This is a genomic window from Desertihabitans brevis (genome assembly GCF_003327535.1).
Lineage (GTDB): Bacteria > Actinomycetota > Actinomycetes > Propionibacteriales > Propionibacteriaceae > Desertihabitans > Desertihabitans brevis.
This window is the reverse complement of record NZ_QOUI01000011.1, coordinates 101,623-126,403: the sequence shown is the minus strand read 5'-3', so window position 1 is coordinate 126,403 and position 24,781 is coordinate 101,623. Positions and strand designations below refer to the sequence as shown.

The following is a 24,781-nucleotide window of genomic DNA, read 5'->3' as shown; positions in this document are numbered from 1 at the left end:
GGGGACGGCGACGCGGGCGCGTCACCGCAGGGCACGCGGGGACGTCACAGCGTCCTCGCGCGCCACGTGCTGCTTCCCATCCGGACTCTCACCGTCGGTCCCGGAGTCCCACCGGGTCAACCGTGTCGGCGCCGGAGCGCCTGCACGGGTCGCGGACTGTCACCGCCGGTTCGGAATTGCACCGACCCCAGAGCACGTACGTGTCTTGCGAACCTGCATCCTAGCCCGGCTCCGGAGCGGTGCCCGACCACCGTCCAGCGGCGTCGGGCGACGGGTCAGCGGGTCGGTCCCTGCGGGCCCCAGCCGTCGTCACGGCCCCGGTCCTCCTGCTGCTGGCCGCCGGGCTGCTGGCCCCACTGCTGGCCCTCCTGCTGGCCGCCGTCCTGCGGGCCCCACTGCTGGCCCGGCTGACCGCCACCCTGCGCACCCCCCTGCTGACCGGGGTCCGGCTGACCCGGCTGGCCCCACTGCTGCCCACCCGGCTGGCCCCACTGCTGGCCGCCCTCTGGCTGGCCCCACTGCGGCTGCTGGCCGGGCTGCTGCGACGGGTACGGGTCCTGACCCCACTGCCGATCGGCGGGAGGGTCCTGCTGCTGGCCCCACTGCTGACCGGCTGGGGCATCCTGCTGCTGGCCCCACGGCTGCTGGGCGCCGTAGGCCTGCTGCTGGTTCCACTGCTGGCCGCCGTACGCCTGCTGCTGGCCGGACTGCTGGCCGCCGTAGGGGTCCTGCTGACCCCACTGCTGGGCGGAGGGGTAGCCACCCCACTGCTGGGCGAGGTCGGGGTAGGGCTGCGCCACCCAGCCGCCGGTGCCGGGCGCGGGCGAGGGCAGCTCGGTGGCCTTCCGGCGGGCGAGGTCCATGCTGTAGACGGTGGAGAAGCAGTTGAGGAACGGCGCCACGAAGAGCGCGGCCACCAGCGGCAGGGCGTACATCACGACGACGCCGATGATGATCGGCGCCACGGTCGCGGCGTCCGGGCTGCCCGAGCTGAGGCTGTCCCCGGCGGCCGCCAGCCCCCCGGCCATCACACCGAAGCCGATCGCGAGCCCGACGAAGGTGACGACGTAGATCACCGCCTGCGGGATCAGCTGGGCGACGATGGTGTAGCCGAGGGTGCGCCAGAAGTTCCGGTCGGTCAGCCGCCAGGCCCGCTTGACCGCGGTCATGCCGCCCAGGCGCTCGACCGCGAGCACGGTGTAGACCGGCAGCAGCTTGACCGAGACCCACACCGCCGCCACGACGACCGCGAGGTAGAGCAGGGTCGCGACGCCGACCCCGAGCCCGGCGGCGCCACCGCCGGTGTCCTGCGACAGCCCCACCGACGCGGCGACGACCCCGCCGACCGCCAGCCCGAGCACCAGCGTCAGCGCCACCGCGGCGAGCACGGCGAGCAGCAGGAGCGGGATCACCCGGCCCCAGAAGCCGCGGGTCTCGCGCCAGAGGTCGCCGAGGGACGGCCGTCGGCCGTCGATGGTCTGCTGCACCAGCACCGCCGCCATCCCCTGCGCCCGCAGCGCCACCAGGAGCAGGACGACGTAGAACACCAGCGTCCCCACCACGCCGAGCACCACCGCGCCCACCCCCGCGCTGGCGCCGGCGCCGGGGTCGCCCTGCAGCACGGCGGTCAGCCCGAGGGCGAAGACCAGCACGGTGATGACGAGCCCGCCGACCAGACCCACCAGGAGCGGCAGCAGGACGATGCCGAGGTGGGCGCCGTACCGGCTCTTCATGGCCCGCCAGGCGGTGCCCAGGACGTCCCCCAGGCCGTGCGGACGGGCGGGGGCGATCGATGACGCGGGAGTGGCGGGATAGCTCATGGCGCAACGATGGCAGGCCGCGGGTTCCTCCGGGTAGCACCTGCGCGCCCGATCCGCGCCAGATCGCCCGCGATGGGACGATCGGTCGGTGCCGAGCGCCCGGGACGAGGTCCCGCTGACCGTCGAGGAGCTGCGGGTGGTCGTCCGCTTCGCGGCTGCGGCGGCCGAGGAGCTGCTGCCGGTCTTCGAGCGCCGGCACCCCGACGACGGACGACCCCGCGCGGCGCTGGAGGCGGCGCGGGTCTTCGTCGAGGGCGCGCCCCGCACCCGGCTGCAACGGGTCGCCTCCGTCGAGGCGCACCGGGCCGCCCGGGAGGCCGCCACCGAGGTGGCACGGCTGGCCGCCCAGGCCGCCGGGGACGCGGCCGCGGCGGCCTACCTGCACCCGTTGGCCCGCGCCACCCAGGTCGGCCACATCCTCCGCGCGGCCGCCGACGCCGCCCGGGTGGCCGAGATCGAGGCGGGTGAGGACGCCGCCGCGGCCGACCGTGCGGTCGAGCGGTGGCGCGAGCGGGCCCCGGCCGTCCTCGTCGACGTCCTGCGCCGCTACCCACCGGCACCGGCCGGCCGCAACCGGGTCGCCCGGTTGGTGAGCACCCTCGACAGCGTGCTCCGGGAGGCTCCCGGCGGCTGACAACCGCCCCGTCGGGCAGGACGATGGGGTGGTGCGGATCAGCGCGACACCTCCCGGCCGGGGCCCGGCCCAGCAGATCGTCCGTGCCGGGCTGCAGCGGTGGGACCCGATCGGGTCGATCCGCGCGGGCGGGCCGGCCGACGAGTACGACGACCTGGTCGAGCCGGTGCTCGAGACGGCGGCGTCCGGTGCGGGTGCGGAGACGCTCGGGAGCGCGCTGCGGCAGGTGCTGCGGAGCGACTACGGGTTGTCGCGGCCGGAGGGCGAGTGCGTCGACGTCGCCCGGGACGTCCTCGAGGGTCTCCACGCCGGGCGTCACCTGCCTCCTCCCGGAACGACGGAGCCCGCCCCGGAGGACTCCGGGACGGGCTTCGTCAGGGGCTGAGGAGGCTCAGCTCAGCGCCGTTGGCGGTGGCGGCGGGATTTGAACCCGCGGTGGTTTTACCCACACGCGCTTTCGAGGCGCGCTCTTTAGGCCGCTCAGACACGCCACCGCCGAAGAGGGTACCGCCCGGTGACACCCGGGGGCCAATCCGTCGACTCAGCGGTGACCGGCGAAGAACTCCTGCAGCACCGCGCCGCACTCCTCGGCCATGAACCCGGCCACCACCTCGGGGCGGTGGTTGAGCCGCGGGTCGCGGACCACGTCGAACAGCGACGCCACCGCTCCGGCCTTGGGGTCGAAGGCGCCGAAGACGAGCCGCTCCACCCGGGCGTTGACGACGGCGCCGGCGCACATCGCGCACGGCTCCAGGGTGACCACCAGGGTGTGCCCGGACAACCGCCACTCCCCCGCCACGGTCGCCGCCCGCCGCAGCGCGAGCACCTCGGCGTGCGCGGTCGGGTCACCGGTCAGCTCGCGCTCGTTCCCGCCGGTGGCGACCACGTCGCCGGACGGCCCGAGCACCACCGCGCCGATCGGGACGTCCCCGTGCCGGCCGACCCGACGCGCCTCGGCCAGGGCGAGCAGCATCGGCTGCCGCCACCCGAGCGGCGCCCGGTCCGGCTCCGCCCCGGCCATCAGCTGAAGCTGGCCTCGACCACCTTGCGCACCTGCGGCCCGAAGCGGATCTGGTCGGCCAGCTGCAGCAGCAGCTGGTCGCTGGACTCCTCGACGTCCTCGCAGATCCGGGTCATCTCGAAGCTGGTGATCCCCTGGTCGGCGAGCAGGTCGAGGTCGCCCAGCGGCACCGTCTCGTCCTCTTCGTCGGGGTCGGGCAGGTCCTCCTCGCCGAGGAAGTCGGCGATGTCGCGCGCGATCGGCCAGTCGTAGGCCGCGGTGGCGTCGGACAGCAGCACCTGCACCGTCGCCCCGCGCACCCGCACGATGACGAAGATCTCCTCCACCAGCGAGACCAGCCCGATCGCGCCGCTGTCCCCGGGCATCCGGCGCAGCTGGGCGATCAGCTCGTCCAGGTCGTTGGCGACCTCGTAGGTGAGGGCCTGCGCGACGGGGGCGCCGTCCTCGCGGTAGATCGCGACGGCGAGGTCGACGTCGTCCTCCGAGGCGTCCTCGAGGTCGTCGTCCTCGTCGTCGTAGTCGTCGTCCTCCTCGTCGAGGTCGTCACCCTCGGGCTCGTCCTCGTCGTCACCGAAGTCGATGTCGTCGGCGACCAGCCCGCGGGCCTCACCGGAGGCGCGGAAGCGCTCGGACAGGTCGAGGCTGTCGATGTCGTCAGCCTGGTCGCTCACCTGAGCCTCCTCCGGACGTGTGCACGGTGCGGACGTCTGCGGCCCATGGTGTCAGATCCTGCCCTCCCCGACCCAGCCGATTCGGCCGCGGTCTCGCCGCCCGGCCATCCGCCGCGGTGTGCTCGCCGCCGCCGCCGTGGGAGGCTGGCCGCGTGGAACTCTGCGTCGTCGACCACCCGCTGGTGGCCCACAAGCTGACCATGCTCCGCGACCGGGAGACCAGCTCACCGACCTTCCGCCGCCTCACCGAGGAGCTGGTGACGCTGCTGGCCTACGAGGCGACCCGCAGCGTCCGGGTGCAGGAGCACCGCGTCGAGACGCCGGTGGCCCCCACCATCGGCACCGCGCTGACCGATCCCCGGCCGCTGGTGGTGCCGATCCTGCGGGCCGGGCTCGGGATGCTGGAGGGGATGACCCGGCTGATGCCGACCGCCGAGGTCGGCTTCGTCGGGATGGCGCGCAACGAGGAGACCCTGCAGCCGGTCACCTACGCCGAACGGCTGCCCGAGGACCTCTCGGGCCGGCAGTGCTACGTCCTCGACCCGATGCTCGCCACCGGCGGCTCGCTGGCCGGCACCATCCAGTTCCTGGTCCGCCGGGGAGCGGACCACATCACCGCCATCTGCCTGCTCGCCGCGCCCGAGGGCATCGAGCACCTGCGCGAGGTGCTGGCCGACCTCGGCGTCCCCTGCGAGCTGGTGGTCGCCGCGGTGGACGAGCGGCTCAACGAGCTGGGCTACATCGTGCCCGGGCTGGGTGACGCCGGCGACCGGCTCTACGGCCTGGCCCACTGACTCCGGCTCAGGAGGACTCCCGCACCGCCAGCGTCGGCAGCAGGTCGACCCGGGTCAGCGCCGCCGGCCCGCGGCCGGTCCGCAGCCGGTCGACGCAGCTGCGCAGCGCCGTGTGGCCGACGTCGAACTTCGGCGGTGCGACCGCGGTGAGCGGCACCGGCGACAGCGCGGCGAACTCGTCGTCGTAGCCCACCAGCGCCAGGTCGTCGGGGACGCGCCAGCCGCGTCCGGTGGCGACGTCGACCAGCGCCATCGCCACCTGGTCGGGCAGCACCACCACGGCCCGGACGTCGGCCGCACGCACCTGGTCGAGCAGCTCCTCCAGCTGGCGCCGCTGGTCGGCCGGCGGCGCGGCGGCGCCCAGCAGCGGGAACGAGAGCGTCTCACCGCCGGGGCACAACGCGCCCATCGCCCGCCGGACCCCGGCCAGCACCGGAGCGGCGGTCGGCCCGGCCCGCCAGGCGACCGCGATCCGGGTGTGGCCGCGCTCGACCAGGTGCCGGACGGCCAGCTCGGCCCCGTGGCCGTGGTCGCTGCGCACCGAGCCGATCGCGGTGCCGGGGTCGACGCCCTCCAGCGAGCGCTCCACCACCACGGCGGGGACGCCGGCGCCCGCCAGCAGGCGGTAGGTCGCGCCGTCGTCGGCGAAGGTGCGGCTCGGCGTCACCAGCAGCCCGTCCACCCCGCCGGCCACCAGCCGTCCGACCTGCTCGGTCTCCAGGTCCACGGAGTAGCCGGACACCCCGAGCACCAGCCGGATGCCGAGCTGGCCGGCGGCCGCCCGGGCGCCCCGGATCACCGCGGGGTAGTAGTAGTCCGCCGACGGCACCACCATGCCGATGGTCGCCAGCGGGCCGCGGCGCCGCGCGGTGGGGTGGTGCGGCGCCGGCGCCACCGCTCCCCCGTGCACCCGCTCCAGCAGGCCCTTCTCCTCCAGCGCCACCAGGTCCCGCCGCACGGTCATCCCGGAGACCCCGTGGCGGTGGGCGAACTCGGCGGTGATGACCATCCCGTGCAGCTCGATCTGCCGCAGGATCAGGGAGTGGCGCTCGTGCGGGATCACCGCGCGATCCTCGGCGAGCGCCCGCGGGCCGTCAACGCCTCGGCCCACGGACCTCCACCTCCAGCAGCTCGCTGCGCGTCGTGCCGGCGTGGTTGGCCAGCTCGACCACGTAGCGGTGGTGTCCGGGCTCGGCGTCCTCGACAGCCACGCTGGCCCGCTGCGCGTGCGGGGTGTCCGCGGCCAGCGTCCCGCTGCCGATCTCGACGCCGTCCTCGAGGAAGCGGTAGGAGGTGGCGTTGGTCCCCCACCACAGGTCGGCGGTCAGCCGGAAGCTCCCGTCGCCGTCGAAGTCGTCGTGGCTGAGCACCGGCCGGCCGGGGGCGGCGTCGCTGACCTCCACGGTGACCGGGGCCAACGGGGTGGAACCGCGGGAGTTCACCAGCTCACCGGTGTAGGTGTAGCGGCCGTCCGGCCTGCCGGCGACCTCGACCACCACCCGCTGCGCCTGCGGGGTGCTCGGCGTCAGCCGGCGGACCGCCAGCGGCTCGCCGTTCTCGTACAGCCGCACCAGGCTGGCGTTCTCGCCCCACCACAGGTCGGCCGTCAGGGAGAAGAAGCCGTCGCGCAGGCCGGTGTCGTGGCCCTCGTCGGTGGAGAGCACTCCGCGGCCCGGCGCGCTCGAGGCCCCGTCGGCCGGTACCTCGTCGGGGAACGGCGCCGCGGTGTCGAGGCGGTCGAGGTCGACCACCCGGCCGTCGACGACGAGGGTGCCGTCGGGCCCGGGGCGGGACCGCAGCGGACCCTCGGTCGAGGTCGCCAGCACGACCCGGAAGTCGGCGGTGCGCCCGGAGCGCGACAGGCGCAGCGTGCCGTCCTGCGCGGTCACCTCGACACCCTCGCCGAGGACGAAGCCGCTGAGCACGGTGCCCGCGGCGTCGGTCAGGGTGAAGGACGGGTGGCCGTCGGCCGCGGCGTCGGGCACGTCGATGGTGACGCCCGTCTCCGGGCGCAGCTGCCAGTCCCAGCGGTGCTCGGTGTCGTCGGCGAAGCTGTCGTGGATCGCGACGACGGCGTCGGAGGCGTCCCCCTCGGCGAGGTCGACCACCTGCTTGCGCAACGCGCGCTGCACGCCGAAGTTGGCCGAGCCGTCCAGCTCGAGGTAGCCGCCGCCCTGCCCCTCGAACGCGCGCGACACCACCGTCCGACCCTCACCGCGGACGGTCTCGTACTGGTTGGCGTAGGCCTCCAGCTGGCCGTCCACCAGCGGCTTGCTCCACAGCTGGGGCGACGTCCAGGACTTGCCGCCCTGACCGGCCCAGGTGGTGCCGTGGCTCATCCAGGACAGCGAGAAGGTCTCGGCGGCCGACCAGCCCTTGTGCCGGGAGTTGCGGTTGGAGGTGACCACCAGCGTGTCGTCGGCGTCGGCCAGCCGGTTGCGGAAGGCGTAGAAGCCGGGCTCGTCGTCGAGCAGCGCCCGGCGGGCCTCGGGCAGGGTGACGTCGTCGGGGTCGCCGCTCGCGGTGGTCGGGTAGTAGAGCGCGGCCCACAACGAGTGCACGCCATCGAAGGAACGCCGCTGCGAGTCGACACCCTGAACCTCGTCGTAGAGGTGCTTCAGGCCCGGCAGCGCCCCGTCCGGGGTGATCGGGAACAGCAGCGGGAACAGCCCGTCGACCTGCCCCGAGGGGCCGGCCACCCCGAACTGGGCGACGTCGCCGTCGGGGCGGCTGGAGGCGACGTGCAGCGCCAGGTTCCACCACTGCGGCCGGGTGAGGTGGGCGTCCAGCACCTCGATGCCGGCGTCCTGGGCGAGGTAGGCCGAGGGCAGCATGTACAGCCCGGTGTAGTGCAGGTAGTCCCAGCCCTCCTGGGTGTGGCCGCTGTCGCCGTAGCCGGCGTCGAGGTGCTGGGCGACCTGGTCGACGAGGTAGCCGATCCGCTCGTCGTACATCCCGAGGTCGCCGTCGCCGCGGGCGGCCAGCAGCATCGCCAGCTCGGTGGTCCGCGCCACGCCGACCCAGTTGCTGGCCTTGTCGGCGCCGTCGAGGGTGTCGTGGTGGTAGGTCGAGAACAGGTCGGCGGTGCGCCGCACCAGGTCGCGCAGCCCGGCGCGCTGCTCCTCCTGCAGCCCGGCGTAGGACCAGTCGTAGACCGGGGCGAGCAGCAGCGCGGCCCGGCCCAGCTCGAGCCCGAGGTTGGTGTCGCGGTCGACGATGAAGCCCTCGGCGGCCATCGCCGAGCGGTAGGCGTCCTGCGCCCAGGCCTCGTCGCCGGTGACCGCGAAGGCGAAGGCGGCGTCGCGGGCGCGGTACAGCCCGGCGCTGCCGTTGGTCGGGTAGGCCGACCCGTCGCCGCCGAGCCGGCCGAGCAGCGCCTCCCAGGCACCGGTGACCGTCGGCTCACCGGCCCGGAGGTGGTTCCGCAGCTCCTGCAGCGCGGCCTCGTCGACGACGGCCCGCGGGTGCTCGTCGCGTCCCACCGAGGCCGTGGCCAGCAGCTCACCGTCGCGCTCCAGCCGCAACGCGTCGCCGGGCGCTGCCGGGACGTCGACGGTGCCGGAGTCGCCGGACAGCGGCTCGCTCCGTCCGCCGTGCACGAGCACCAGACCGGCGGTCGGGGTGCCGGCCGGCAGCGACCAGGCGACGTGGGCGGTGCCGCCGGTGTCGATGGCGGCCAGGGTGGCGATCTGCTGCTGGGAGGTGAACGAGGCTGGTGCGGTGACGGTGACCGGACGGGTCGAGGCCACGGTCGCGCCGGCGGCGTCGCGCGCGGTCACCAGGTAGGTGTAGGTCGCGCCGGGGCGGACGGTGTCGTCGGCGGTGGTCTGGGCGGCGGCGGGACGCAGCACGGTGGCCTCGGTCGGCTCGGGCGCCTGGGTGCCCTCCGCCCGGTGCACCCGGTAGCCGACGACCTGCTCCCCGGCTTCCTCACCGAAGCTCCAGCGCAGCTCGGTCACCCCGGCCCCGGTCACCCCGGCCTCCAGGCGCGGACGGCCGTCGGCCGGACCGAGCGTCAGGTCGGCGAAGGAGATCGAGCCGGCCGACCGGTCGAGCATCGGCTCGACCGAGAGCCGCGCGGTCGTCGCGGGCAGCTCGACCGTCGTCTCGAAGGGGCGCCAGTCGAAGGTGCCGGTGAGGTAGGGGCCGCGGGCCACTGGCAGCACCACCGCACCCGAGGCGTCGTAGCCCTGCACCCGGACCATGCTGAACCCGCCGGTCAGCCCGTCGCCGCGCACCTGCCCCCGCAGGGTCAGCAGCCGGGCGGTCTGGCCGTCCACCGGCACCCGCTGGGTGAGGGCGATCCGCGCTGTGCTGCCGGAGGTGGAGGTGAGCGACACCGCCGGTCCTCCGGACGGCCCGCCGTCGGGGTCGACCGTCACGGTCGCGGTGCCGGCCGGTCGCCAGGTGCCCCAGCCGACCGGCACGCCGTCCGCGCCCACCTCGGAGAAGTCACCGTTGGTCAGCGCCGGCGGGACGGCCGCCGCCGGCAGCGGGGAGAGCACCGCCGCCAGGGCGAGCAGCACCGCGCCGACCAGCGTGGCCAGCCGGGCGCGGCGGGGCAGCAGGGGCTGTGGTGTGGCGGGCATGGGTCCTCCGACGTCCTCGACGATGAGGCTGTGACGCTAGGTCAGCGATCCCTCCGCCGGGCGGAAGTGAACATCGGTGCACACGCCCTGCGCCCGTGTATGTCATCGCGGTCACGTCCGGCGTGTCGCGGCGTGTCGGCCGGTCGAGCAGCCGCTACCGACACGTTCTCAGGGATCGGCGTCCGTCCCGGTCGAGATGGGCCGACGCCGAGGCCGGCGCGGGTGCGGGCCGCTGAGCTGGCTCCGACCCGGGAGCCCCAAGGGGCGTGCGCAGGGAAGACCCTGGGAACGTGTTCGCGGTGGTCCTGGGCGGGCGCGACACGCCGCGACACGCCGGACGTGACCGCGATGACATACACGGGCCCCGGGGGTGGACGCCGGCGCCTCGCCGGGAGGGGGTCAGTAGTAGTAGGGGAAGGCCGACCAGTCGGGGGCGCGCTTCTGCAGGAAGGCGTCGCGACCCTCGACGGCCTCGTCGGTCATGTAGGCCAGCCGGGTGGCCTCGCCGGCGAAGACCTGCTGGCCGACCATGCCGTCGTCGACGGCGTTGAAGGCGTACTTGAGCATCCGCTGCGCAGTCGGGCTCTTGGCGCAGATCCGGCGGGCCCAGTCCAGGCCGACGGCCTCCAGCTCCTCGTGCGGGACGACCTCGTTGACCATGCCCATCCGCAGGCCGTCCTCGGCGTCGTGGACGTCGCCGAGGAAGAAGATCTGGCGGGCGAACTTCTGCCCCACCTGACGGGCGAGGTAGGCCGACCCGTAGCCACCGTCGAAGGAGCCGACGTCGGCGTCGGTCTGCTTGAAGCGGGCGTGCTCGCGGCTGGCCAGGGTGAGGTCGCACACCACGTGCAGGCTGTGCCCGCCGCCGGCGGCCCAGCCGTTGACCAGCGCGATCACCACCTTGGGCATCATCCGGATCAGCCGCTGCACCTCCAGGATGTGCAGCCGCCCCAGTGCTGCTGGGTTCGGGGCCGTCGGGTCGGCCGGCTCGTCGCCCTCGGCGTAGGTGTAGCCCGAACGTCCGCGGATCCGCTGGTCGCCGCCGCTGCAGAAGGCCCAACCGCCGTCCTTGGGCGAGGGCCCGTTCCCGGTGAGCAGGACGCAGCCGACGTCGGAGCTGGTGCGGGCGTGCTCGAGCACCCGGTAGAGCTCGTCGACGGTGTGCGGGCGGAAGGCGTTGCGCACCTCGGGCCGGTCGAAGGCCACCCGCACCGCCGGCACCGAGGCCGAGCGGTGGTAGGTGATGTCGGTGAGCTCGAACCCCTCGACGGGTTCCCAGTCGGGGGTGGGCAGTGGCTCGCTGCGCTCGGTCACCCCGGCAGGCTACCGACCGGACGGACGCCCCCGCGCCGCGAGATCAGGCGGCCGAGTGCGCGCGGCGCCGCACCAGCAGCAGCGCCACCGCCACGCCGAGCGCCACCAGCGCGCCCACCGCGAGCACCGGCGAGCGCCGCCACAGCTCGACGAAGGCGGCGAACCCCGCGAAGCCGACGCCGGCGTACAGCAGACCCCACAGCACCGCCCCCACCGCCAACCCCGGCAGGTAGCGCCACCAGCTCATCCGGGTGACCCCCGAGGCGAGGTTGACCAGCGTCTGCAGACCGACGGTGAGGAAGCTGAGGGCGACCGCCGGCGAGCCCCACCGGTCGACCAGCCGCTCGGCACGCTGGTAGCCCGGACGCTCGAGCAGCCGGGCCAGCCGGCTGTGCTCGGCTCCGCGGCGCAGCGCCCGGCCGAGCACGTGGGTGGCGCCGGCGCGGAGGAAGGCGACGACGAACAGGGCCGCGGCCGTCGCGGGGAACGGCCAGCCCCACGAGGTCGGATCCAGGCTCATCGCCGGCCAGCGTACTGACCGCTACCCTCCCCTGGGTGGACTACCAGCTCAGAGCCCTGAACGCCGCCGAGGTCCTCGGACCCGACCCTGACCCCGAACACCTCGACCCGAGGGTCGAGCAGTGGATGCAGGCCGTGGCCATGGGGTTCCTCGACGCCCGGATCCGCGGCGCCGGCTTGCGGGTGTGGGCGGAGGGCATGGTCCGCGACGAGATGGTGCTGCGCGGGGTCTACCTCGACGAGGTGCCCACCGGCGCCCTCGGCCCCGACATGCCGGTCGCCACCTTCACCAGCTTCGACAAGACCCTCAACACCGGCGCCGGGCAGCTGCTCGACCTGCACATGATCACCGACGTCACCGTGCGCCCCAGCCACCGCCGGCGCGGGCTGCTGCGCCAGATGATGACGACCGACCTGCGCGAGGCCAAGGACCGCGGTCTGTCGATGGCCGCCCTGACGGTCAGCGAGGGCTCGATCTACGGCCGGTTCGGCTTCGGCGCGGCCACCTGGTGCCGCCACATCGCCCTCGACACCTCCCGCCGCTTCGCCCTGCGCGACGAGGCGTCGGGCCGGGTCGAGATGGTCGACCCGCACGGCCACGCCGACCTCTTCAGCGACGTCTTCCGGCGTTTCCACGCCACCACGCGGGGCTCGGTCGACCGGCCGAACCACTACCGCGACCTCTCTGCCGGCACCTTCGACGACGACATGCTCGACGTCGACCACGCCCGCCGCGGCGCGGTGCACCACGACCCGTCCGGCGAGGTGGACGGCTACGTCAGCTACCGGGTCGAGCGCACCGACCGCAGCCGCGAGCTCAAGGTGCACGACCTGGTCGCGACCAGCAGCGACGCCTACCTCGGGCTGTGGCAGTTCCTCGCCTCGGTCGACCTGGTGGAGCGGGTGAGCTTCCGCCGCGCCCCGATGGAGGACCCGCTGGAGTTCGCCCTGGCCGACCCACGGCTGTACTCGGTGACCCGGCTGGAGGACCTCATCTGGCTGCGCGTGCTCGACCCGGTGGGCGCGCTGGAGGGGCGGGAGTGGTCCGGCTCCGGGTCCTGCGTGCTCGAGCTGCGCGACCCGCTCGGCCTGGCCGGCGGACGCTGGGCCCTGGACGTCGCGGACGGACGCGCCTCGGTGGAGGCGAGCACGGCACCGGCCGACGTCACCCTCGACGTCGACACGCTGGCCTCGCTCTACCTCGGCGGCGTCACCGCACCCACGCTGGCCCGGGCGGGACGCCTGGAGGGCAGCCCGGACGCGCTGCGGACCTTCGCCGAGCTGGTGCACCTGCCGTCCCGGCCGTACAGCATCACCGGCTTCTGACCCCGCTCGTCCGCTCCCCGCCGGCGCCCGGGGCCGGCCGGGGAGGGGCGGCGCATTCGTTACCTACTCGTCACCCGCAGGTCTTGACCGGTAACCACTGAAAAGAATAGTTTCCGATCGATCGACGACTGGCAAAAAGGATTTTCATGGGAACGCAGGGGGCGGTGACGGCGGGCGACAGCTCGCCGAGCGTGATGAGCCGCATCCACCGTGCCCTGCCGGAGATGTCGGCGGCCATGGTCAAGATCGCGAACTTCCTGCTCGAGCACCCGCGCACCCCGCTGGAGTACTCGATCGTGGAGCTGGCCGAGGAGACCGGGACGTCCGCGGCCACCGTCACCCGCTTCTGCCGGCTGCTCGGCTTCGCCGGCTACGTCCCGTTCCGGGTCGCGGTCGCCTCCGACATCGGCCGCGACAGCGCGTCGTCGTGGCAGACCGACATCGGTCAGGAGTTCCACCCCGACGACGAGCCGCGGGTGGTGCTGGACACCCTGATCGGCACCCACACCCGCTCGCTGCAGCAGACGGCCGACCAGCTCGACCTCGGGCTGATGGCCGAGGCGGCCCGGCGGATCGCCTCCTGCCGGCACTTCGACATCTACGGCATCGGCGGCAGCGCCGTGATGGCCGCCGAGCTGCAGGGCCGGCTGTACCGGATCGGGATCAGCTGCCACCACTGGTCGGAGCTGCACAACGGGCTGACCAGCGCCGCGCTGCAGGACGCCGACTGCGTCGCGCTGGCGATCTCCAACACCGGGCGCACCGAGGCCACCATCCAGATGCTGGAGCAGGCCGGCCGCAGCGGCGCGTTCACCGTGGCGATCACCAACAACCCGAGCTCCCCGGCCGCGGCCGGTGCCGACCTGTCGATCACCACGTCGGCCTTCGGCCGGTTCCTGCAGCCCGACGACCTGGCGGCCAAGCACGTCCAGCTGCTGGTGCTCGACCTGCTCTACCTCCTGGTGGCCCAGGAGAACTACACCCGGGCCACCAGCTCCCTGGCCGCGACGGCGGTGGCGGTGGCCCCCCACCGCCGCGCCCCGCGGTCCACCCTGAACCACCCCAGTCCTCCTGCATCTGCCCGCTCCACGGCATGGACGCCACGCGGGACCCGGCAGCACGAGGTCAGCACAACCACCACACCACGGAAGGCATGAACATGAGCAACCCGAACTTCCGCCGCCGGGACTTCCTGCGCGGCTCGCTGGTCGCCGCGGCGATGGTGCCGTTCGGCGGCGCCCTCGCCTCGTGCGCCACGGGCGGCGGCGGCGGCGAGGAGCCGGCCCCCCAGACCGGCGGCGGGGAGGTGAGTGCTGAGAACCCGTTCGGCGTGGCCGAGGGCAGCACCGTCGACGCGGTCATCTTCAACGGCGGCTACGGCGTCGACTACGTCGAGTTCGCCGCCGGTGTGATGGGTGCCGGCCCGACCGGCGTCACCCCGGAGGTCTCGCCCTCCACAGCGATCGCCACCGAGCTGCAGCCGCGCTTCGCCGGCGGCAACCCGCCGGACCTCATCGACAACTCCGGTGCGCAGCAGATCGGGTTCAACACCATCCTCGACCAGCTCGAGGACCTCACCGACGTCATCGACGCGCCGAACTACGAGGGCACCACCATCCGCGACACCCTCTACGAGGGCGTGCTGGCGCCGGGCACCTTCGGCGACAAGCTGGCCGCGATCAACTACGTGCTCACCGTCTACGGCGTCTGGTACTCCTCCTCGCTGTTCGAGGAGAACGGCTGGAGCGTCCCCACCACCTGGGACGAGGCGCTGGAGCTGGGCGCCCAGGCCAAGGAGCAGGGCAAGTACCTCTTCGTCTGGGGCCGTGAGGCGGCGACCTACTACCAGACCATGGCGATCGAGTCGGCGATCATGCAGGGCGGCGACGAGGTCCGGCTGGCGCTGGAGAACCTGGAGCCGGACTGCTGGTCCAAGCAGGCCGTCCAGGACGTCTTCGCCAAGATGGAGCAGGCCGTCAGCGAGGGCTACTTCGCCCCCGGTGGCGCGGGCACCCAGTTCACCGTGGCCCAGGCCCAGTGGAGCAACGAGCAGCTCGCGCTGCTCTACCCGTCGGGTGCCTGGATCGAGAACGAGATGAAGGACCAGACGGCCGAGGGCTTCGAGATGATGGGCTTCCCCGGCCTCGTGGTCGATCCCGCGACCGCGCAGATGGCCGACGCGCTGCACAGCACCGCGGGCGAGCCCTACATCGTCCCGAGCCAGGCGGCCAACGTGGCCGGCGGCAAGGAGCTGCTGCGGGCCATGCTCAGCCAGGAGGCGGCGACCAACTTCGCCCAGCAGAAGCTGGCCCCGACGATCGTCCAGGGCACCGTCCCCGAGGACGGCTTCGGCTCGACCGCGCTGGTGTCGCAGACCCAGATGCTGGCCAACGCGTCCTCGGTGTTCACCTACAACTTCGTCAGCACCTACGGCATGAACCAGGACCAGCTGGTGGTGTGGAACAGCTTCCTGGACGGCTCCATCGACGCCGCGCAGCTGACGTCGGACCTGCAGGGCATCACCGACGCCGTCCGCGAGGACGACTCGGTCGAGAAGATCGAGGTGTCGTGACCCTCGTCCAGACCCAGGCCGGCCCCGGGGGCGCTCCTGCCCCCGCGGGCCGGCCGCGGAGCTGGTTCACCCGCAACCGGCGCAACCTGACGTTCGGGCGGATCAGCTTCTTCGCGGTGTTCCTGGGTGTCCCGCTGGCGATCTACGCGGTCCTGGTGCTGAGCCCGTTCATCCAGGCCGTGCAGATCTCGTTCACGAACTGGGGCGGCTTCAGCCGGGACTTCGAGTACATCGGGTTCCGCAACTACGCCCAGATCTTCACCAACGACGCGTTCCTCACGGCGTTGCGCAACAACATCATCCTCGTCATCGTGCTGCCGCTGGTGACGCTGGTGCTCAGCCTCGCGCTGGCCAGCATCGTCACCGTGGGCGGCGCCAGCAACGGCGAGGTGAAGGGGTTGCGCGGGTCGAGCTTCTACCGGGTGATCTCGTTCTTCCCCTACGTGGTGCCGGCCATCGTCATCGGCCTCATCTGGGGGATGGTCTACAACCCGCGCGGTGGCCTGGTGAACGGGTTCCTCACCACGCTCGGCTTCAGCGCCTTCGAGTCCTTCCCGTGGCTGGGTGACCCGCGCACCGCGATGGGCGCGACGATCTTCGTCATCGTCTGGAGCATGGTCGGCTTCTACATGGTGCTGTTCATCGCCGCCATCCGCGGGGTGGACCCGTCGATCTTCGAGGCAGCCCGCCTCGACGGCGCTGGACGCTTCCGCACCGCCGTCACCATCACCATCCCGCTGATCCGCGACAACGTGCAGACCGCCTGGATCTACCTCGGCATCCTGGCCCTCGACGCCTTCGTCTACATGCGGGCGCTCAACCCGCAGGGCGGGCCGGACCGGGCCACCTGGGTGATGTCGCAGGAGCTGTTCGACACCGCCTTCGTGGCCAACAAGTGGGGCCTGGCCTCGGCGATGGGCGTGGTGCTCGCACTGGTCACGCTGGCCTTCGCCGCGCTCGTGTTCCTCGTCAACCGGCTCACCGGCGCCGAGAAGGAAGGGGGCTACCAGTGAGCACCGTGCAGGCCGCCCGCGCCTCGACCGACCCGTCCACCGGCCCGGCCCCGGTCGCCACCCGCACCGGCTCCCGGCTCACCGGCAGCGACCGGGTGATCGCCGTCGTCTCGCACGCCGTCCTCATCATCTGGACGGTCATCATCGTCGTGCCCCTGCTGTGGTCGCTGCTGTCGTCGTTCAAGACGTCGAGCGAGATCATCAGCGGGTCGCCGTTCGCGCTGCCGGAGAGCTGGCAGTTCGAGAACTACGTCCGGGCCTGGAACGAGGCCGGTATCGGCCGGTACTTCCTCAACTCGGTGATCGTGGTGGCGGCGTCGCTGTTCCTGGTGATGCTGCTCGGGGCGATGTGCTCCTACGTGCTGGCCCGCTACCAGTTCCCGGGTCGCCGGATCATCTACTACCTGATGCTGGCCGGTCTGACCTTCCCGGTGTTCCTGGCGATCGTGCCGCTGTTCAACATCCTGCGGGACATGGGCCTGCTGGGCACCCTGCCCGGGCTGATCCTCACCTACGTGGCCTTCGCGCTGCCGTTCACCGTGTTCTTCCTGTACGCGTTCTTCCGGACGCTGCCGCAGGAGATCGCCGAGGCCGCGGCCATCGACGGCTGCGGGGACTGGCGGACCTTCTTCAGCGTGATGCTGCCGATGGCCCGTCCGGGGCTCGCCTCGGTGGCGATCTTCAACTTCCTCGGGCTGTGGAACCAGTTCCTCATCCCGGTGGCGATCAACACCAACCAGGACAACTGGGTGCTCACCCAGGGGATGGCCTCCTACGCCGGGGCGATCGGCTACCAGATCGACTTCGGCGGTCTGTTCGCCGCCGTCATCATCACCATCGCGCCGGTGCTGGTCGTGTACGTCATCTTCCAGCGCCAGCTGCAGGGCTCGGTCACCAGCGGCGCCCTCAAGTGACCGCTGGTCGAGCCAGCCGACCGCGTGCCGCCGGTCCCGTCTCCTCCGGGAGGCCGGGACCGGCGGCGCGGTGCGTCCGGGCCCGGTCAGCCGGCAGCATCGCGGGCGGCGATCCCGTCCAGCCGGAGCGTGGTCGACTCGTCGCGGTGCGCCCCGTCCGAGCCGACGTGCTTGGCGCTGATCTCCGGGCCGTTCTTGATGACCTGCACCAGGGCCATCCCGTGGCCGCGGCCCAGACCGTGCTCCTCGGCCAGCCAGGTGAGGATCTCCCCCGCCTTGGTGTCGGGCCCGTAGCCGCGCTCGTGGGCGCGGTCGACGAGCTGCTGCGGGGTGAGCCCCGTCTTCTCCTCGGCCTTGTCGAGGTAGGCCTGGAACGACATGGTGCGGTCCTCTCGGTGGTGCGGTCGCCGGGTGAGACCCCCGGCGACCGGCGGACTCATCGCGGCGCCTGGGTCCGTTCGGGCAGCTGGTGGCGGTAGGTCCACGACGTCAGCGCGGTGCCGACCATCACGGTGAGGACGCCGACGAAGATGTGCAGCGAGATCAGCTCGGCCTGGGCCAGGCCCACCTGCACCAGCGGCAGGACGGCCGTCACCACCGCCAGCGAGACCAGCACCGGCCCGGCGCTGCGCCGCAGCACGACGTAGACCACCGCGCTCAGCAGGCAGATCGCCACCACCGCCCAGGCGAACCAGCCGTGCACACCGAGGTAGGACCGGTCGTCACCGAGCCCGGCGGCGGCCCAGCCGACCTGGGCGATCAGCGCGGAGAGCACCAGCGTGGCCGTGGACCGCAGGACCAGCAGGTGCAGGGAGGGCAGCCTCATGCGCCCACTCTGCCAACCGCGTCCGACGGGCTCGTCGCCGGCCCGCCCCAGATGGCTGCCCGACCTGCCGCCGCCCCGTCACCCGGGCGACATGTGGACGGCCTAGCGTTCGGCTCGTGAGCGACACCCAGCTGATCGTCCTCTTCGGTGCCACCGGTGACCTGGCCCGCCGCAAGCTGCTCCCCGGGCTGCTGCACCTGGTGAGCTCCGGCCTGGTGCCCGACCTGCGCATCATCGGCGCCTCCCTCGACGAGCTCGACGACGAGCGCTTCCGCGAGCTCGCGGTGGCGGCCGTCGGCGACTTCGGCCGTCGTCATCCCGACGAGGTGGTGGCCGACTTCGCCCGCCGGCTGCGCTACGTCAGCACCGCGCACGGCCCCGCCGAGCTGGCCCGGGTGGTCGGCGAGGTGCGGGAGGAGATCGGGCCGTGCGGGATGCTGCACTACCTCAGCGTGCCGCCCAAGGCCGCCGTCGACGTCGTCGCCACCCTGCGCGACGCCGACCTGGTCGAGGGCTCGCGGATCATCATGGAGAAGCCGTTCGGGATGGACGCCGCCTCCAGCCGGGCCCTCAACGCCCGGCTGCACGCGGTCTTCGACGAGCAGCAGATCTTCCGGATCGACCACTTCCTGGGCAAGGAGGCCGCGCTCAACATCCTGGCCTTCCGCTTCGCCAACGGTTTGTTCGAGCCGATCTGGAACCGCACCTTCATCGACCACGTGCAGATCGACGTCCCCGAGGAGCTGTCGCTGCAGGGCCGCTCGGGCTTCTACGAGGGCACCGGCGCCTTCCGCGACATGGTCGTCACCCACCTGTTCCAGGTGCTGGCGTTCATGGCGATGGAGCCGCCGACGGCGCTGGAGGCGGCGGCGATCAGCATCGAGAAGAACAAGGTCTTCCGCTCGATGCTGCCGATCAACCCCGCCGACGTCGTCCGCGGGCAGTACATCGGCTACACCGACGAGCCCGGCGTCTCGGCGGACTCCCAGACGGAGACCTTCGTGGCGCTCAAGGTGCTCATCGACAACTGGCGCTGGGCCGGGGTGCCGTTCTACCTGCGCACCGGCAAGCGGATGGCCGAGGGCGCGCGGATCATCTCGATCGCCTTCCGTGAGCCACCCAAGTCGATGTTCCCCGCCGACTCCGGCGTCGGCCGGCACGGGCCGGACCACCTCACCTTCGACCTGGCCGACTCCGCGCGGATGTCGTTGTCGTTCTACGGCAAGCGGCCCGGGCCCGGGCTGAAGCTGGACAAGCTGTCGATGCAGTTCGCCATGCACGAGGTGTCGGACTCGCGGCACGTGCTCGAGGCCTACGAGCGGCTGATCTACGACGCGATGCGCGGCGACCGCACCCTGTTCACCACCGCCGAGGGCATCGAGCGGCTGTGGGACCTCTCCCAGCCGTTGCTGGACGACCCGCCGCCGGTGCGGCCCTACGCGCCGGGCACCTGGGGCCCGAACGCGATCCACCAGCTGATCGCCCCGCACGGGTGGCGGCTGCCCTTCGAGCGGGCCTGGCGGGCGCCCAACGCCCACGGGCAGTGAGCCCGGCCCGCGCCCGCGCCGGCCTCCCGGCGCGGGTTGCGCGGGTCGGCACGGACGCCGCTAGAGTGCTTCTCGACAAGTTGTAGAGAAGCGGGGGCGGCGATGGTCGAGGACGTGGGCCTGCGGGTCGTGCTCTCCGTCCTCTTCGCCGTCACCGCCGTCTGGTTCGTCCTGCACGGGGTACGAGGTGGGAGCTGGGCCGACCGGGTCTGCGACGGCTGCCACGCCGCGATGAGCCTGGCGATGGTCGGGATGGCGTGGCCGGCCGGGATGGGACGTCTGGTGCTGCCCCAGGTGCTCGTCTTCGCCGCCGCCTCGGTGTGGTTCCTGCTGATGGCGGTGCTGCCACCCGGACGCCCGCCCCGCCACCTCGAGCACACCGACGGCGGCCCGTGGCTGCACTGGCTGCACGTCGCGATGATGCTGGCGATGGTGTGGATGCTGCTGGCCATGCCGCACCTGCACGGCGGCGGCGCCGCGCCGGCGTCCTGGGTGCTGCCGGGTGCCGTCCTGCTCGCCCTGCTGCTCGCCGGCACCGCGCTCTCGGTACGCGCCACCGTCCCCCTGCTCCGCCGCACCCCGGGGCGGCGCCCGCCCGCCTGGCACCTCGCCCACGTCGCGATGGGGGCCGGGATGGCCGCCATGGTGGCACCGGTGCTCCTCACCTGACCTGCTCCCTGCCGTCTCCCGATCCCGAGAGGTCGCCATGCCGAACCCCCGCCGTGCCGCCCTGCCCGTCCTCGCCCTCCTCGCCGGGACGGCCCTGTGGGCCGGAGCCGCCGGCACCGCCACGGCCCACGTGACGGTGTCGGGCAGCAGCGCGGCGGCCGGCAGCTACACCACGCTGACCTTCGCCTTCTCCCACGGCTGCGGCGACTCCCCCACCACCGGGCTCACCGTCCAGGTGCCCGAGGGCATCGACGCCGCCGCGCCGCAGCTCAAGCCGGGCTGGGAGGTGGAGAAGGTCATGGTCGAACTCGACCCGCCGGTCACCGACAGCCACGGCAACCAGCTGACCGAGCGGGTCGGCGAGCTGCGCTTCACCCCCGACGAGCCCGTGCCGGACGGCTACCTCGAGACCTTCCAGGTGTCGCTGCAGCTGCCCGCCGACGCCGCGGGCACCACGATGGCCTTCCCGGCGGTGCAGACCTGCGAGCAGGGCGAGAACGCCTGGGTGCAGGTGGCCGCTGAGGGGCAGGACCCCGACGCCCTCGACTCCCCGGCTCCTACGCTGGCGGTGGTGGCGGCCGAGCAGGGGGGCGGGCACGCACCCTCCGACGGCGCGGGCGGTCAGGCACCCGCGGAGACGCCCGGCACCGACCCGGCCGCGGCCACGACCTCCGACGGCTCCGGGCTCGCGGTGGGCCTGGGCGTCGCGGGCCTGGTGGCCGGGCTCGCCGGCCTGGCCGCCGGCGTGACCGCCCTCGTGCGCACGCGGAGGCCGTGAACGCCCGGCGCCGGCGAGCCGCCGCGGCCCGTCGGGCCGCGCTCCGCTGGCTGGTGGCGGTGCTGCTGGGGCTGGTCGCCCTGGTGGCGGTGCCGGCTGTTCCCGCCTCGGCGCACGCCAGCCTGCTGTCCAGCGACCCGGCGCCCGGGACCGTCCTGGCCACCGCGCCGAGCGACGTCCGGCTGGTCTTCGACGAGCCGGTGACCCCGGCCGTGGAAGGGGTGCGGCTGGTGGGCGTCGACGGGTCGACGGTGGTGCTCGGCGCCCGGGCGGTCGACGGGACGGTCGTCGTCACGCTGCCGACCGGGCTCGCCGAGGGCAGCTGGCTGCTGTCCTGGCGGGTGGTCTCGGCCGACGCGCACCCCGTCAGCGGGGTGCTCGGGTTCGCGGTGGGGGCGCCCAGCCCCGAGGCACCGCCGGTCCCGGCCGAGGACGGAGCCCCGGTCGCGGAGCTGCTCCTCACCGGCGCGCGGGCCCTCACCTACGGTGGCGTGCTGGCCCTCGTCGGTCTGGTGCTGGTGCGGACGCTCGTGCTGCGGGAGAGCCGACCGGGCCGGGCGGTGCCCCTCGCCGCCCTGGTGGCCGGCGCCGGTGCCGTGCTGGCCGTCCCGCTGGAGTGGCTGGCGGTGCAGGCGGCCGACCCGGCGGCCCTGCTCGGCGGCGGGCTGCTCGACGCCGCCAGCGGCGCGAGCGGGGTCGCGGCGGCGCTGACGGTCGCCGGGGCCGTCCTCGGGGTCGTCGGGTCACGGTCCGGAGGGCCGGCCGGGTGGGTGCGGTGGCCCGGGATCGCCCTGGCGGTGACGTCGCTGGCCGTCGTCGGCCACACCCGGACCTACCAGCCGACCTGGCTGGTGGTCGCCGCCGACCTGGCCCACGTGCTGGCCGGCGCCCTGTGGTCCGGCGGGCTGCTGGCGCTGCTGCTGTGGTGGCGCTCGGAGCGGGGACCCAGCGACGTGCTCACGGTGGTGTCGCGCTTCTCGACCGCGGCGGCGGTGTCGGTGCTGGTGCTGGCCGCCACGGGCACGACGATGGCCGTCCTGGTGCTCGAGCGGTGGTCGGGCGTGCTGCAGACCGCCTACGGCCGGGCGCTGGTGGTCAAGCTCGCCCTGGTGGCGGCGGTGCTGGCGATCGCTGGCTGGAACCGTCTCGTCCTGGTGCCCCGGCTGCGGCGCGGGGAGGCCCCCGAGGTGGCTCCCCGGCTGCGCCGCAGCATGGTCGACGAGGTGGCGCTGCTCGCGGCCGTGGCGGTCTTCACCGGTGTGCTCACCTCGGCCAGCCCGGTGCCAGACGACCACGGCGGGCACGGCTCTCCGACCGTCGCCGTCGCGCCGGCCCCGCAGCGCCTCGACCTCGGCGAGGTCGAGGCCGAGGTGCTGCTCAGCCCGGCGCGGCGCGGCCCGAACGAGGTGGCGGTGGAGCTGCGCGACGACGCGGGGCCGGTCGAGGTGGAGCAGCCGCCGACGGTGTCGCTGACCCTGCCCGGCCAGGTCGGCCCGCTGCAGACCCGCCTGGAGCCCACCGGCACCCCGGGTGAGTACCGCGGACCGGTCGACGTCCCCCTCGCCGGGCGCTGGGACCTGGCGGTGGCCGTCCGGCTGGACCGCTTCACCGAGCCGGTCGGCGTCGTCGCCGTCGACGTCGGCTGACGACGGTGCTCGCCCACGCTGCCGGGCGGACCGGGTCAGCCGCGCAGGGCGCGTCCGGCCTGCCGCCCGGAGAAGAGGCAGCCGCCGAGGAACGTACCCTCCAGCGAGCTGTAGCCGTGCATCCCGCCACCGCCGAACCCGGCGACCTCGCCCGCGGCGTACAGACCCGCCAGCGGCTCCCCGCCCGGACGCAGCACCCGTCCCTGCAGGTCGGTCTCCAGCCCGCCGAGGGTCTTGCGGCTGAGCAGGTGCAGCCGGATGGCGACCAGCTCGCCGGCGTCGTCGTCGAGCAGCCGGTGCGGGGTGGCGACCCGCATCAGCCGGTCGCCGAGGTAGCCGCGGGCCCGGCGGATGCCGACCGCCTGGGCGTCGGTCGAGGACGGGTCCATCACGGCGGCGTCCCGCTCGCCGACCGAGGCCGCCAGCACCTCGGGGTCGACCAGGTCCGCGCCGGTGAGGGTGTTCATCGCGGTCGCGAGCTGGGTCACGCCCCGTGCGCGGACGACGTCGATCCCGGCCTCGACGAAGCGGCGCACCGGCGTGGGCGCCCCGGGCCGCAGCCGCTGGCTGAGCAGCGGGAGGTTGCGTCCGGTGAGGTCGGGGTTCTGCTCCGAGCCCGACAGCGCCAGCTCCTTGGCCAGGATCCGCTCGGTGAGCACGAACCAGGAGTGGTCGTGGCCGGTACCGCGCAGGTGGGCCAGCGTGGCCAGGGTGTCCGCGCCCGGGTAGAGCCGGGCCGGCAGCCGCCGGCCGGCGCCGTCCACCCAGAGCGAGGACGGCCCGGGCAGGATCCGGATGCCGTGGTCGGGCCACACCGGGTCGTGGTTCTGCAGGCCCTCGGTGTAGTGCCACATCCGGTCGGGGTTGATCAGGCTGGCGCCGGCGGCGGTGGCGGCCGTGAGCATCCGGCCGTCCACCGAGGCGGGGACGCCGGCCACCATCCGCTGCGGCGGCCCGCCCAGCCGGTCGGGCCAGCTGCGGCTGACCAGGTCGAGGTCGCCGCCGATCCCGCCGGAGGTGACCAGGACGGCGTCGGCGGCCAGCTCGAAGTCGCCGACGACCTCGCGCGGGCTGGCCTCCCCGCGGGTGACGCCGCTGGGCACCAGCCGGCTGCCGCGCACCCCGGTCACCCGTCCACCGGTGAGCACGAGCGCCTCGACCCGGTGGCGGAAGAGCAGCCGCACCCGGCCCGCGTCCACGTGCTCGTGCAGCCGGCGCAGGAACGGCTCCAGCAGGCCGGGCCCGGTGCCCCAGACGATGTGGAACCGCGGGACGGAGTTGCCGTGCCCGCGGCCGGTGCCGTCGCCGCGCTCGGCCCAGCCGACCACCGGGAAGAACCGCACACCCAGGCCGCGCAGCCAGGAACGCTTCTCCCCCGCGGCGAAGTCGACGTAGGCCTCGGCCCAGCGCCGCGGCCAGTGGTCGGAGTCGCGGTCGAAGGCGGCGCTACCCATCCAGTCCCGCAGCGCCAGCGCCGCGGAGTCGCGGACCCCGAGCCGGCGCTGCTCGGGCGAGTCGACCAGGAACAGCCCGCCGAACGACCACCAGGCCTGCCCACCCAGGGAGGCCTCTGGCTCCTGGTCGACGACCGTCACCCGGCGGCCCGCGGCAGCCAGCTCGACGGTGGCGACCAGCCCGGCCAGACCCGCTCCCACCACGACCACGTCGGTGTCCACGTCGATCATTGTCCACGGTGCGCGCGTCGGCGTCGCCCCCGCGGTGGCGCTACCCTGCGGCCCGGGGGTGGCTGATGACCAGCGCACGACGACGGGCCCGCGGCGAGCTCGAGACCGCGGTGCTGCGCACCCTCTGGCAGAGCGAGCAGCCGCTGACCGCCCAGGAGCTGCTCCCCCGGCTGCCCGGCGCGACCCCGGCCCTCACCACCGTGCTCACCGCCCTGGAGCGGCTGCGGGTCAAGGGTGAGGTGGTCCGCGTCGGCGAGGGCACCCGTGGGGTGCGGTTCCGCCCGGCCCGCTCGGAGTCGGAGTACACCGGCGAGGCGATGCTGGCCACGCTGGCCGACTCCAGCGACCGGACCGCGGCCCTGCTGAAGTTCGCCGGCAGCCTCGACCCGCAGGACGTCGCCGCGCTGCGGGACGCGCTGCAGCGGCCGGCGTCGGGGACCTGA

The 24,781-nt window shown here is 73.8% G+C and carries 23 protein-coding genes, 1 tRNA gene and 1 riboswitch; of the genes, 13 read left to right on the top strand and 11 right to left on the bottom strand.

Features of this window, described 5'->3' with window-relative positions; genetic code table 11:
- Positions 1–62: 62 nt before the first annotated feature.
- A riboswitch (FMN riboswitch) is annotated at positions 63–200 on the bottom strand.
- 75 nt (positions 201–275) lie between these two features.
- Positions 276–1,820 carry a DUF7544 domain-containing protein gene (locus tag DT076_RS19685; RefSeq protein WP_199539243.1) on the bottom strand — a complete coding sequence of 515 codons (1,545 nt, stop codon included), beginning with the start codon at positions 1,818–1,820 and terminating at the stop codon, positions 276–278.
- Between the two features lie 88 nt (positions 1,821–1,908).
- On the opposite strand from DT076_RS19685, the gene DT076_RS16300 reads away from it, so the two are divergent.
- Positions 1,909–2,454: a putative immunity protein gene (locus DT076_RS16300; RefSeq protein WP_199539242.1), complete on the top strand. Its 546-nt coding sequence runs from the start codon at positions 1,909–1,911 to the stop codon at positions 2,452–2,454.
- Between the two features lie 31 nt (positions 2,455–2,485).
- A complete protein-coding gene (locus DT076_RS16295; protein WP_147264172.1) occupies positions 2,486–2,839 on the top strand; it encodes a hypothetical protein in 354 nt (117 codons plus the stop codon).
- 21 nt (positions 2,840–2,860) lie between these two features.
- On the opposite strand, the gene DT076_RS16290 is transcribed toward DT076_RS16295, so the two are convergent.
- From DT076_RS16290 to DT076_RS16280, 3 genes are all read right to left on the bottom strand, one after another.
- Positions 2,861–2,948 (bottom strand) — tRNA-Ser (locus DT076_RS16290).
- A gap of 47 nt (positions 2,949–2,995) precedes the next feature.
- Positions 2,996–3,427: a nucleoside deaminase gene (locus DT076_RS16285; protein ID WP_199539249.1), complete on the bottom strand. Its 432-nt coding sequence runs from the start codon at positions 3,425–3,427 to the stop codon at positions 2,996–2,998.
- Positions 3,428–3,474: 47 nt separating this feature from the next.
- Positions 3,475–4,110, bottom strand: coding sequence for a tRNA adenosine deaminase-associated protein (locus DT076_RS16280; protein ID WP_407642739.1), 636 nt, complete (start codon positions 4,108–4,110; stop codon positions 3,475–3,477).
- A 188-nt stretch (positions 4,111–4,298) separates the two neighbouring features.
- Here DT076_RS16280 and upp point away from each other — a divergent pair, with 188 nt between their 5' ends.
- The gene (upp, locus tag DT076_RS16275) at positions 4,299–4,940 is read left to right on the top strand and encodes a uracil phosphoribosyltransferase (RefSeq protein ID WP_114127751.1); all 642 of its coding nucleotides are present in this window, start codon (positions 4,299–4,301) and stop codon (positions 4,938–4,940) included.
- Between the two features lie 7 nt (positions 4,941–4,947).
- Here upp and DT076_RS16270 read toward each other — a convergent pair whose 3' ends face one another.
- From DT076_RS16270 to DT076_RS16255, 4 genes are all read right to left on the bottom strand, one after another.
- Positions 4,948–6,051 (bottom strand): substrate-binding domain-containing protein, encoded by a 1,104-nt coding sequence (locus tag DT076_RS16270; RefSeq protein WP_199539241.1) that lies wholly within the window; start codon positions 6,049–6,051, stop codon positions 4,948–4,950.
- Positions 6,035–9,529: a hypothetical protein gene (locus tag DT076_RS16265; RefSeq protein ID WP_114127749.1), complete on the bottom strand. Its 3,495-nt coding sequence runs from the start codon at positions 9,527–9,529 to the stop codon at positions 6,035–6,037. The genes DT076_RS16270 and DT076_RS16265 overlap by 17 nt, the downstream gene beginning before the upstream one ends.
- Before the next feature lie 399 nt (positions 9,530–9,928).
- Positions 9,929–10,843 carry a 1,4-dihydroxy-2-naphthoyl-CoA synthase gene (locus DT076_RS16260; protein WP_199539240.1) on the bottom strand — a complete coding sequence of 305 codons (915 nt, stop codon included), beginning with the start codon at positions 10,841–10,843 and terminating at the stop codon, positions 9,929–9,931.
- A gap of 43 nt (positions 10,844–10,886) precedes the next feature.
- Entirely contained in the window at positions 10,887–11,363 is a 477-nt protein-coding gene (locus DT076_RS16255) for a DedA family protein (RefSeq protein ID WP_114127748.1), read from the bottom strand.
- Between the two features lie 35 nt (positions 11,364–11,398).
- Between DT076_RS16255 and DT076_RS16250 the strand changes: the two genes are divergently transcribed.
- The 5 genes from DT076_RS16250 to DT076_RS16230 all read left to right on the top strand — a co-directional run bounded on the left by DT076_RS16250 (position 11,399) and on the right by DT076_RS16230 (position 17,187).
- On the top strand, positions 11,399–12,688 hold the full coding sequence (locus DT076_RS16250; protein ID WP_114127747.1) for a GNAT family N-acetyltransferase: 1,290 nt from the start codon (positions 11,399–11,401) through the stop codon (positions 12,686–12,688).
- A 146-nt stretch (positions 12,689–12,834) separates the two neighbouring features.
- Positions 12,835–13,845, top strand: coding sequence for a MurR/RpiR family transcriptional regulator (locus DT076_RS16245; protein WP_114127746.1), 1,011 nt, complete (start codon positions 12,835–12,837; stop codon positions 13,843–13,845).
- Complete coding sequence (gene ngcE, locus DT076_RS16240) at positions 13,782–15,260, top strand: N-acetylglucosamine/diacetylchitobiose ABC transporter substrate-binding protein (protein ID WP_233494015.1); 1,479 nt, start codon at positions 13,782–13,784, stop codon at positions 15,258–15,260. The genes DT076_RS16245 and ngcE overlap by 64 nt, the downstream gene beginning before the upstream one ends.
- Positions 15,257–16,273: a carbohydrate ABC transporter permease gene (locus tag DT076_RS16235; protein WP_114127744.1), complete on the top strand. Its 1,017-nt coding sequence runs from the start codon at positions 15,257–15,259 to the stop codon at positions 16,271–16,273. Before ngcE ends, DT076_RS16235 begins: the two co-directional genes overlap by 4 nt.
- Complete coding sequence (locus DT076_RS16230) at positions 16,270–17,187, top strand: carbohydrate ABC transporter permease (RefSeq protein ID WP_233494014.1); 918 nt, start codon at positions 16,270–16,272, stop codon at positions 17,185–17,187. The genes DT076_RS16235 and DT076_RS16230 overlap by 4 nt, the downstream gene beginning before the upstream one ends.
- Before the next feature lie 86 nt (positions 17,188–17,273).
- Here DT076_RS16230 and DT076_RS16225 read toward each other — a convergent pair whose 3' ends face one another.
- Entirely contained in the window at positions 17,274–17,567 is a 294-nt protein-coding gene (locus DT076_RS16225; RefSeq protein WP_114127743.1) for a DUF4287 domain-containing protein, read from the bottom strand.
- Positions 17,568–17,623: 56 nt separating this feature from the next.
- Positions 17,624–18,013, bottom strand: coding sequence for a hypothetical protein (locus DT076_RS16220; RefSeq protein ID WP_114127742.1), 390 nt, complete (start codon positions 18,011–18,013; stop codon positions 17,624–17,626).
- Between the two features lie 116 nt (positions 18,014–18,129).
- On the opposite strand from DT076_RS16220, the gene zwf reads away from it, so the two are divergent.
- The 4 genes from zwf (at position 18,130) to DT076_RS16200 (ending at position 22,653) form a co-directional block, all read left to right on the top strand.
- Entirely contained in the window at positions 18,130–19,560 is a 1,431-nt protein-coding gene (gene zwf / locus DT076_RS16215; protein WP_114127741.1) for a glucose-6-phosphate dehydrogenase, read from the top strand.
- A gap of 102 nt (positions 19,561–19,662) precedes the next feature.
- On the top strand, positions 19,663–20,229 hold the full coding sequence (locus tag DT076_RS16210; protein ID WP_114127740.1) for a DUF5134 domain-containing protein: 567 nt from the start codon (positions 19,663–19,665) through the stop codon (positions 20,227–20,229).
- A gap of 37 nt (positions 20,230–20,266) precedes the next feature.
- The gene (locus tag DT076_RS16205; protein ID WP_114127739.1) at positions 20,267–21,007 is read left to right on the top strand and encodes a YcnI family protein; all 741 of its coding nucleotides are present in this window, start codon (positions 20,267–20,269) and stop codon (positions 21,005–21,007) included.
- Positions 21,004–22,653, top strand: coding sequence for a copper resistance CopC/CopD family protein (locus tag DT076_RS16200; protein WP_114127738.1), 1,650 nt, complete (start codon positions 21,004–21,006; stop codon positions 22,651–22,653). The genes DT076_RS16205 and DT076_RS16200 overlap by 4 nt, the downstream gene beginning before the upstream one ends.
- Positions 22,654–22,688: 35 nt before the next feature.
- Here the strand turns inward: DT076_RS16200 and DT076_RS16195 are convergent, their stop codons facing one another.
- Positions 22,689–24,338 carry an FAD-binding dehydrogenase gene (locus tag DT076_RS16195; protein ID WP_114127737.1) on the bottom strand — a complete coding sequence of 550 codons (1,650 nt, stop codon included), beginning with the start codon at positions 24,336–24,338 and terminating at the stop codon, positions 22,689–22,691.
- Positions 24,339–24,403: 65 nt separating this feature from the next.
- On the opposite strand from DT076_RS16195, the gene DT076_RS16190 reads away from it, so the two are divergent.
- Entirely contained in the window at positions 24,404–24,781 is a 378-nt protein-coding gene (locus tag DT076_RS16190) for a BlaI/MecI/CopY family transcriptional regulator (protein ID WP_114127736.1), read from the top strand.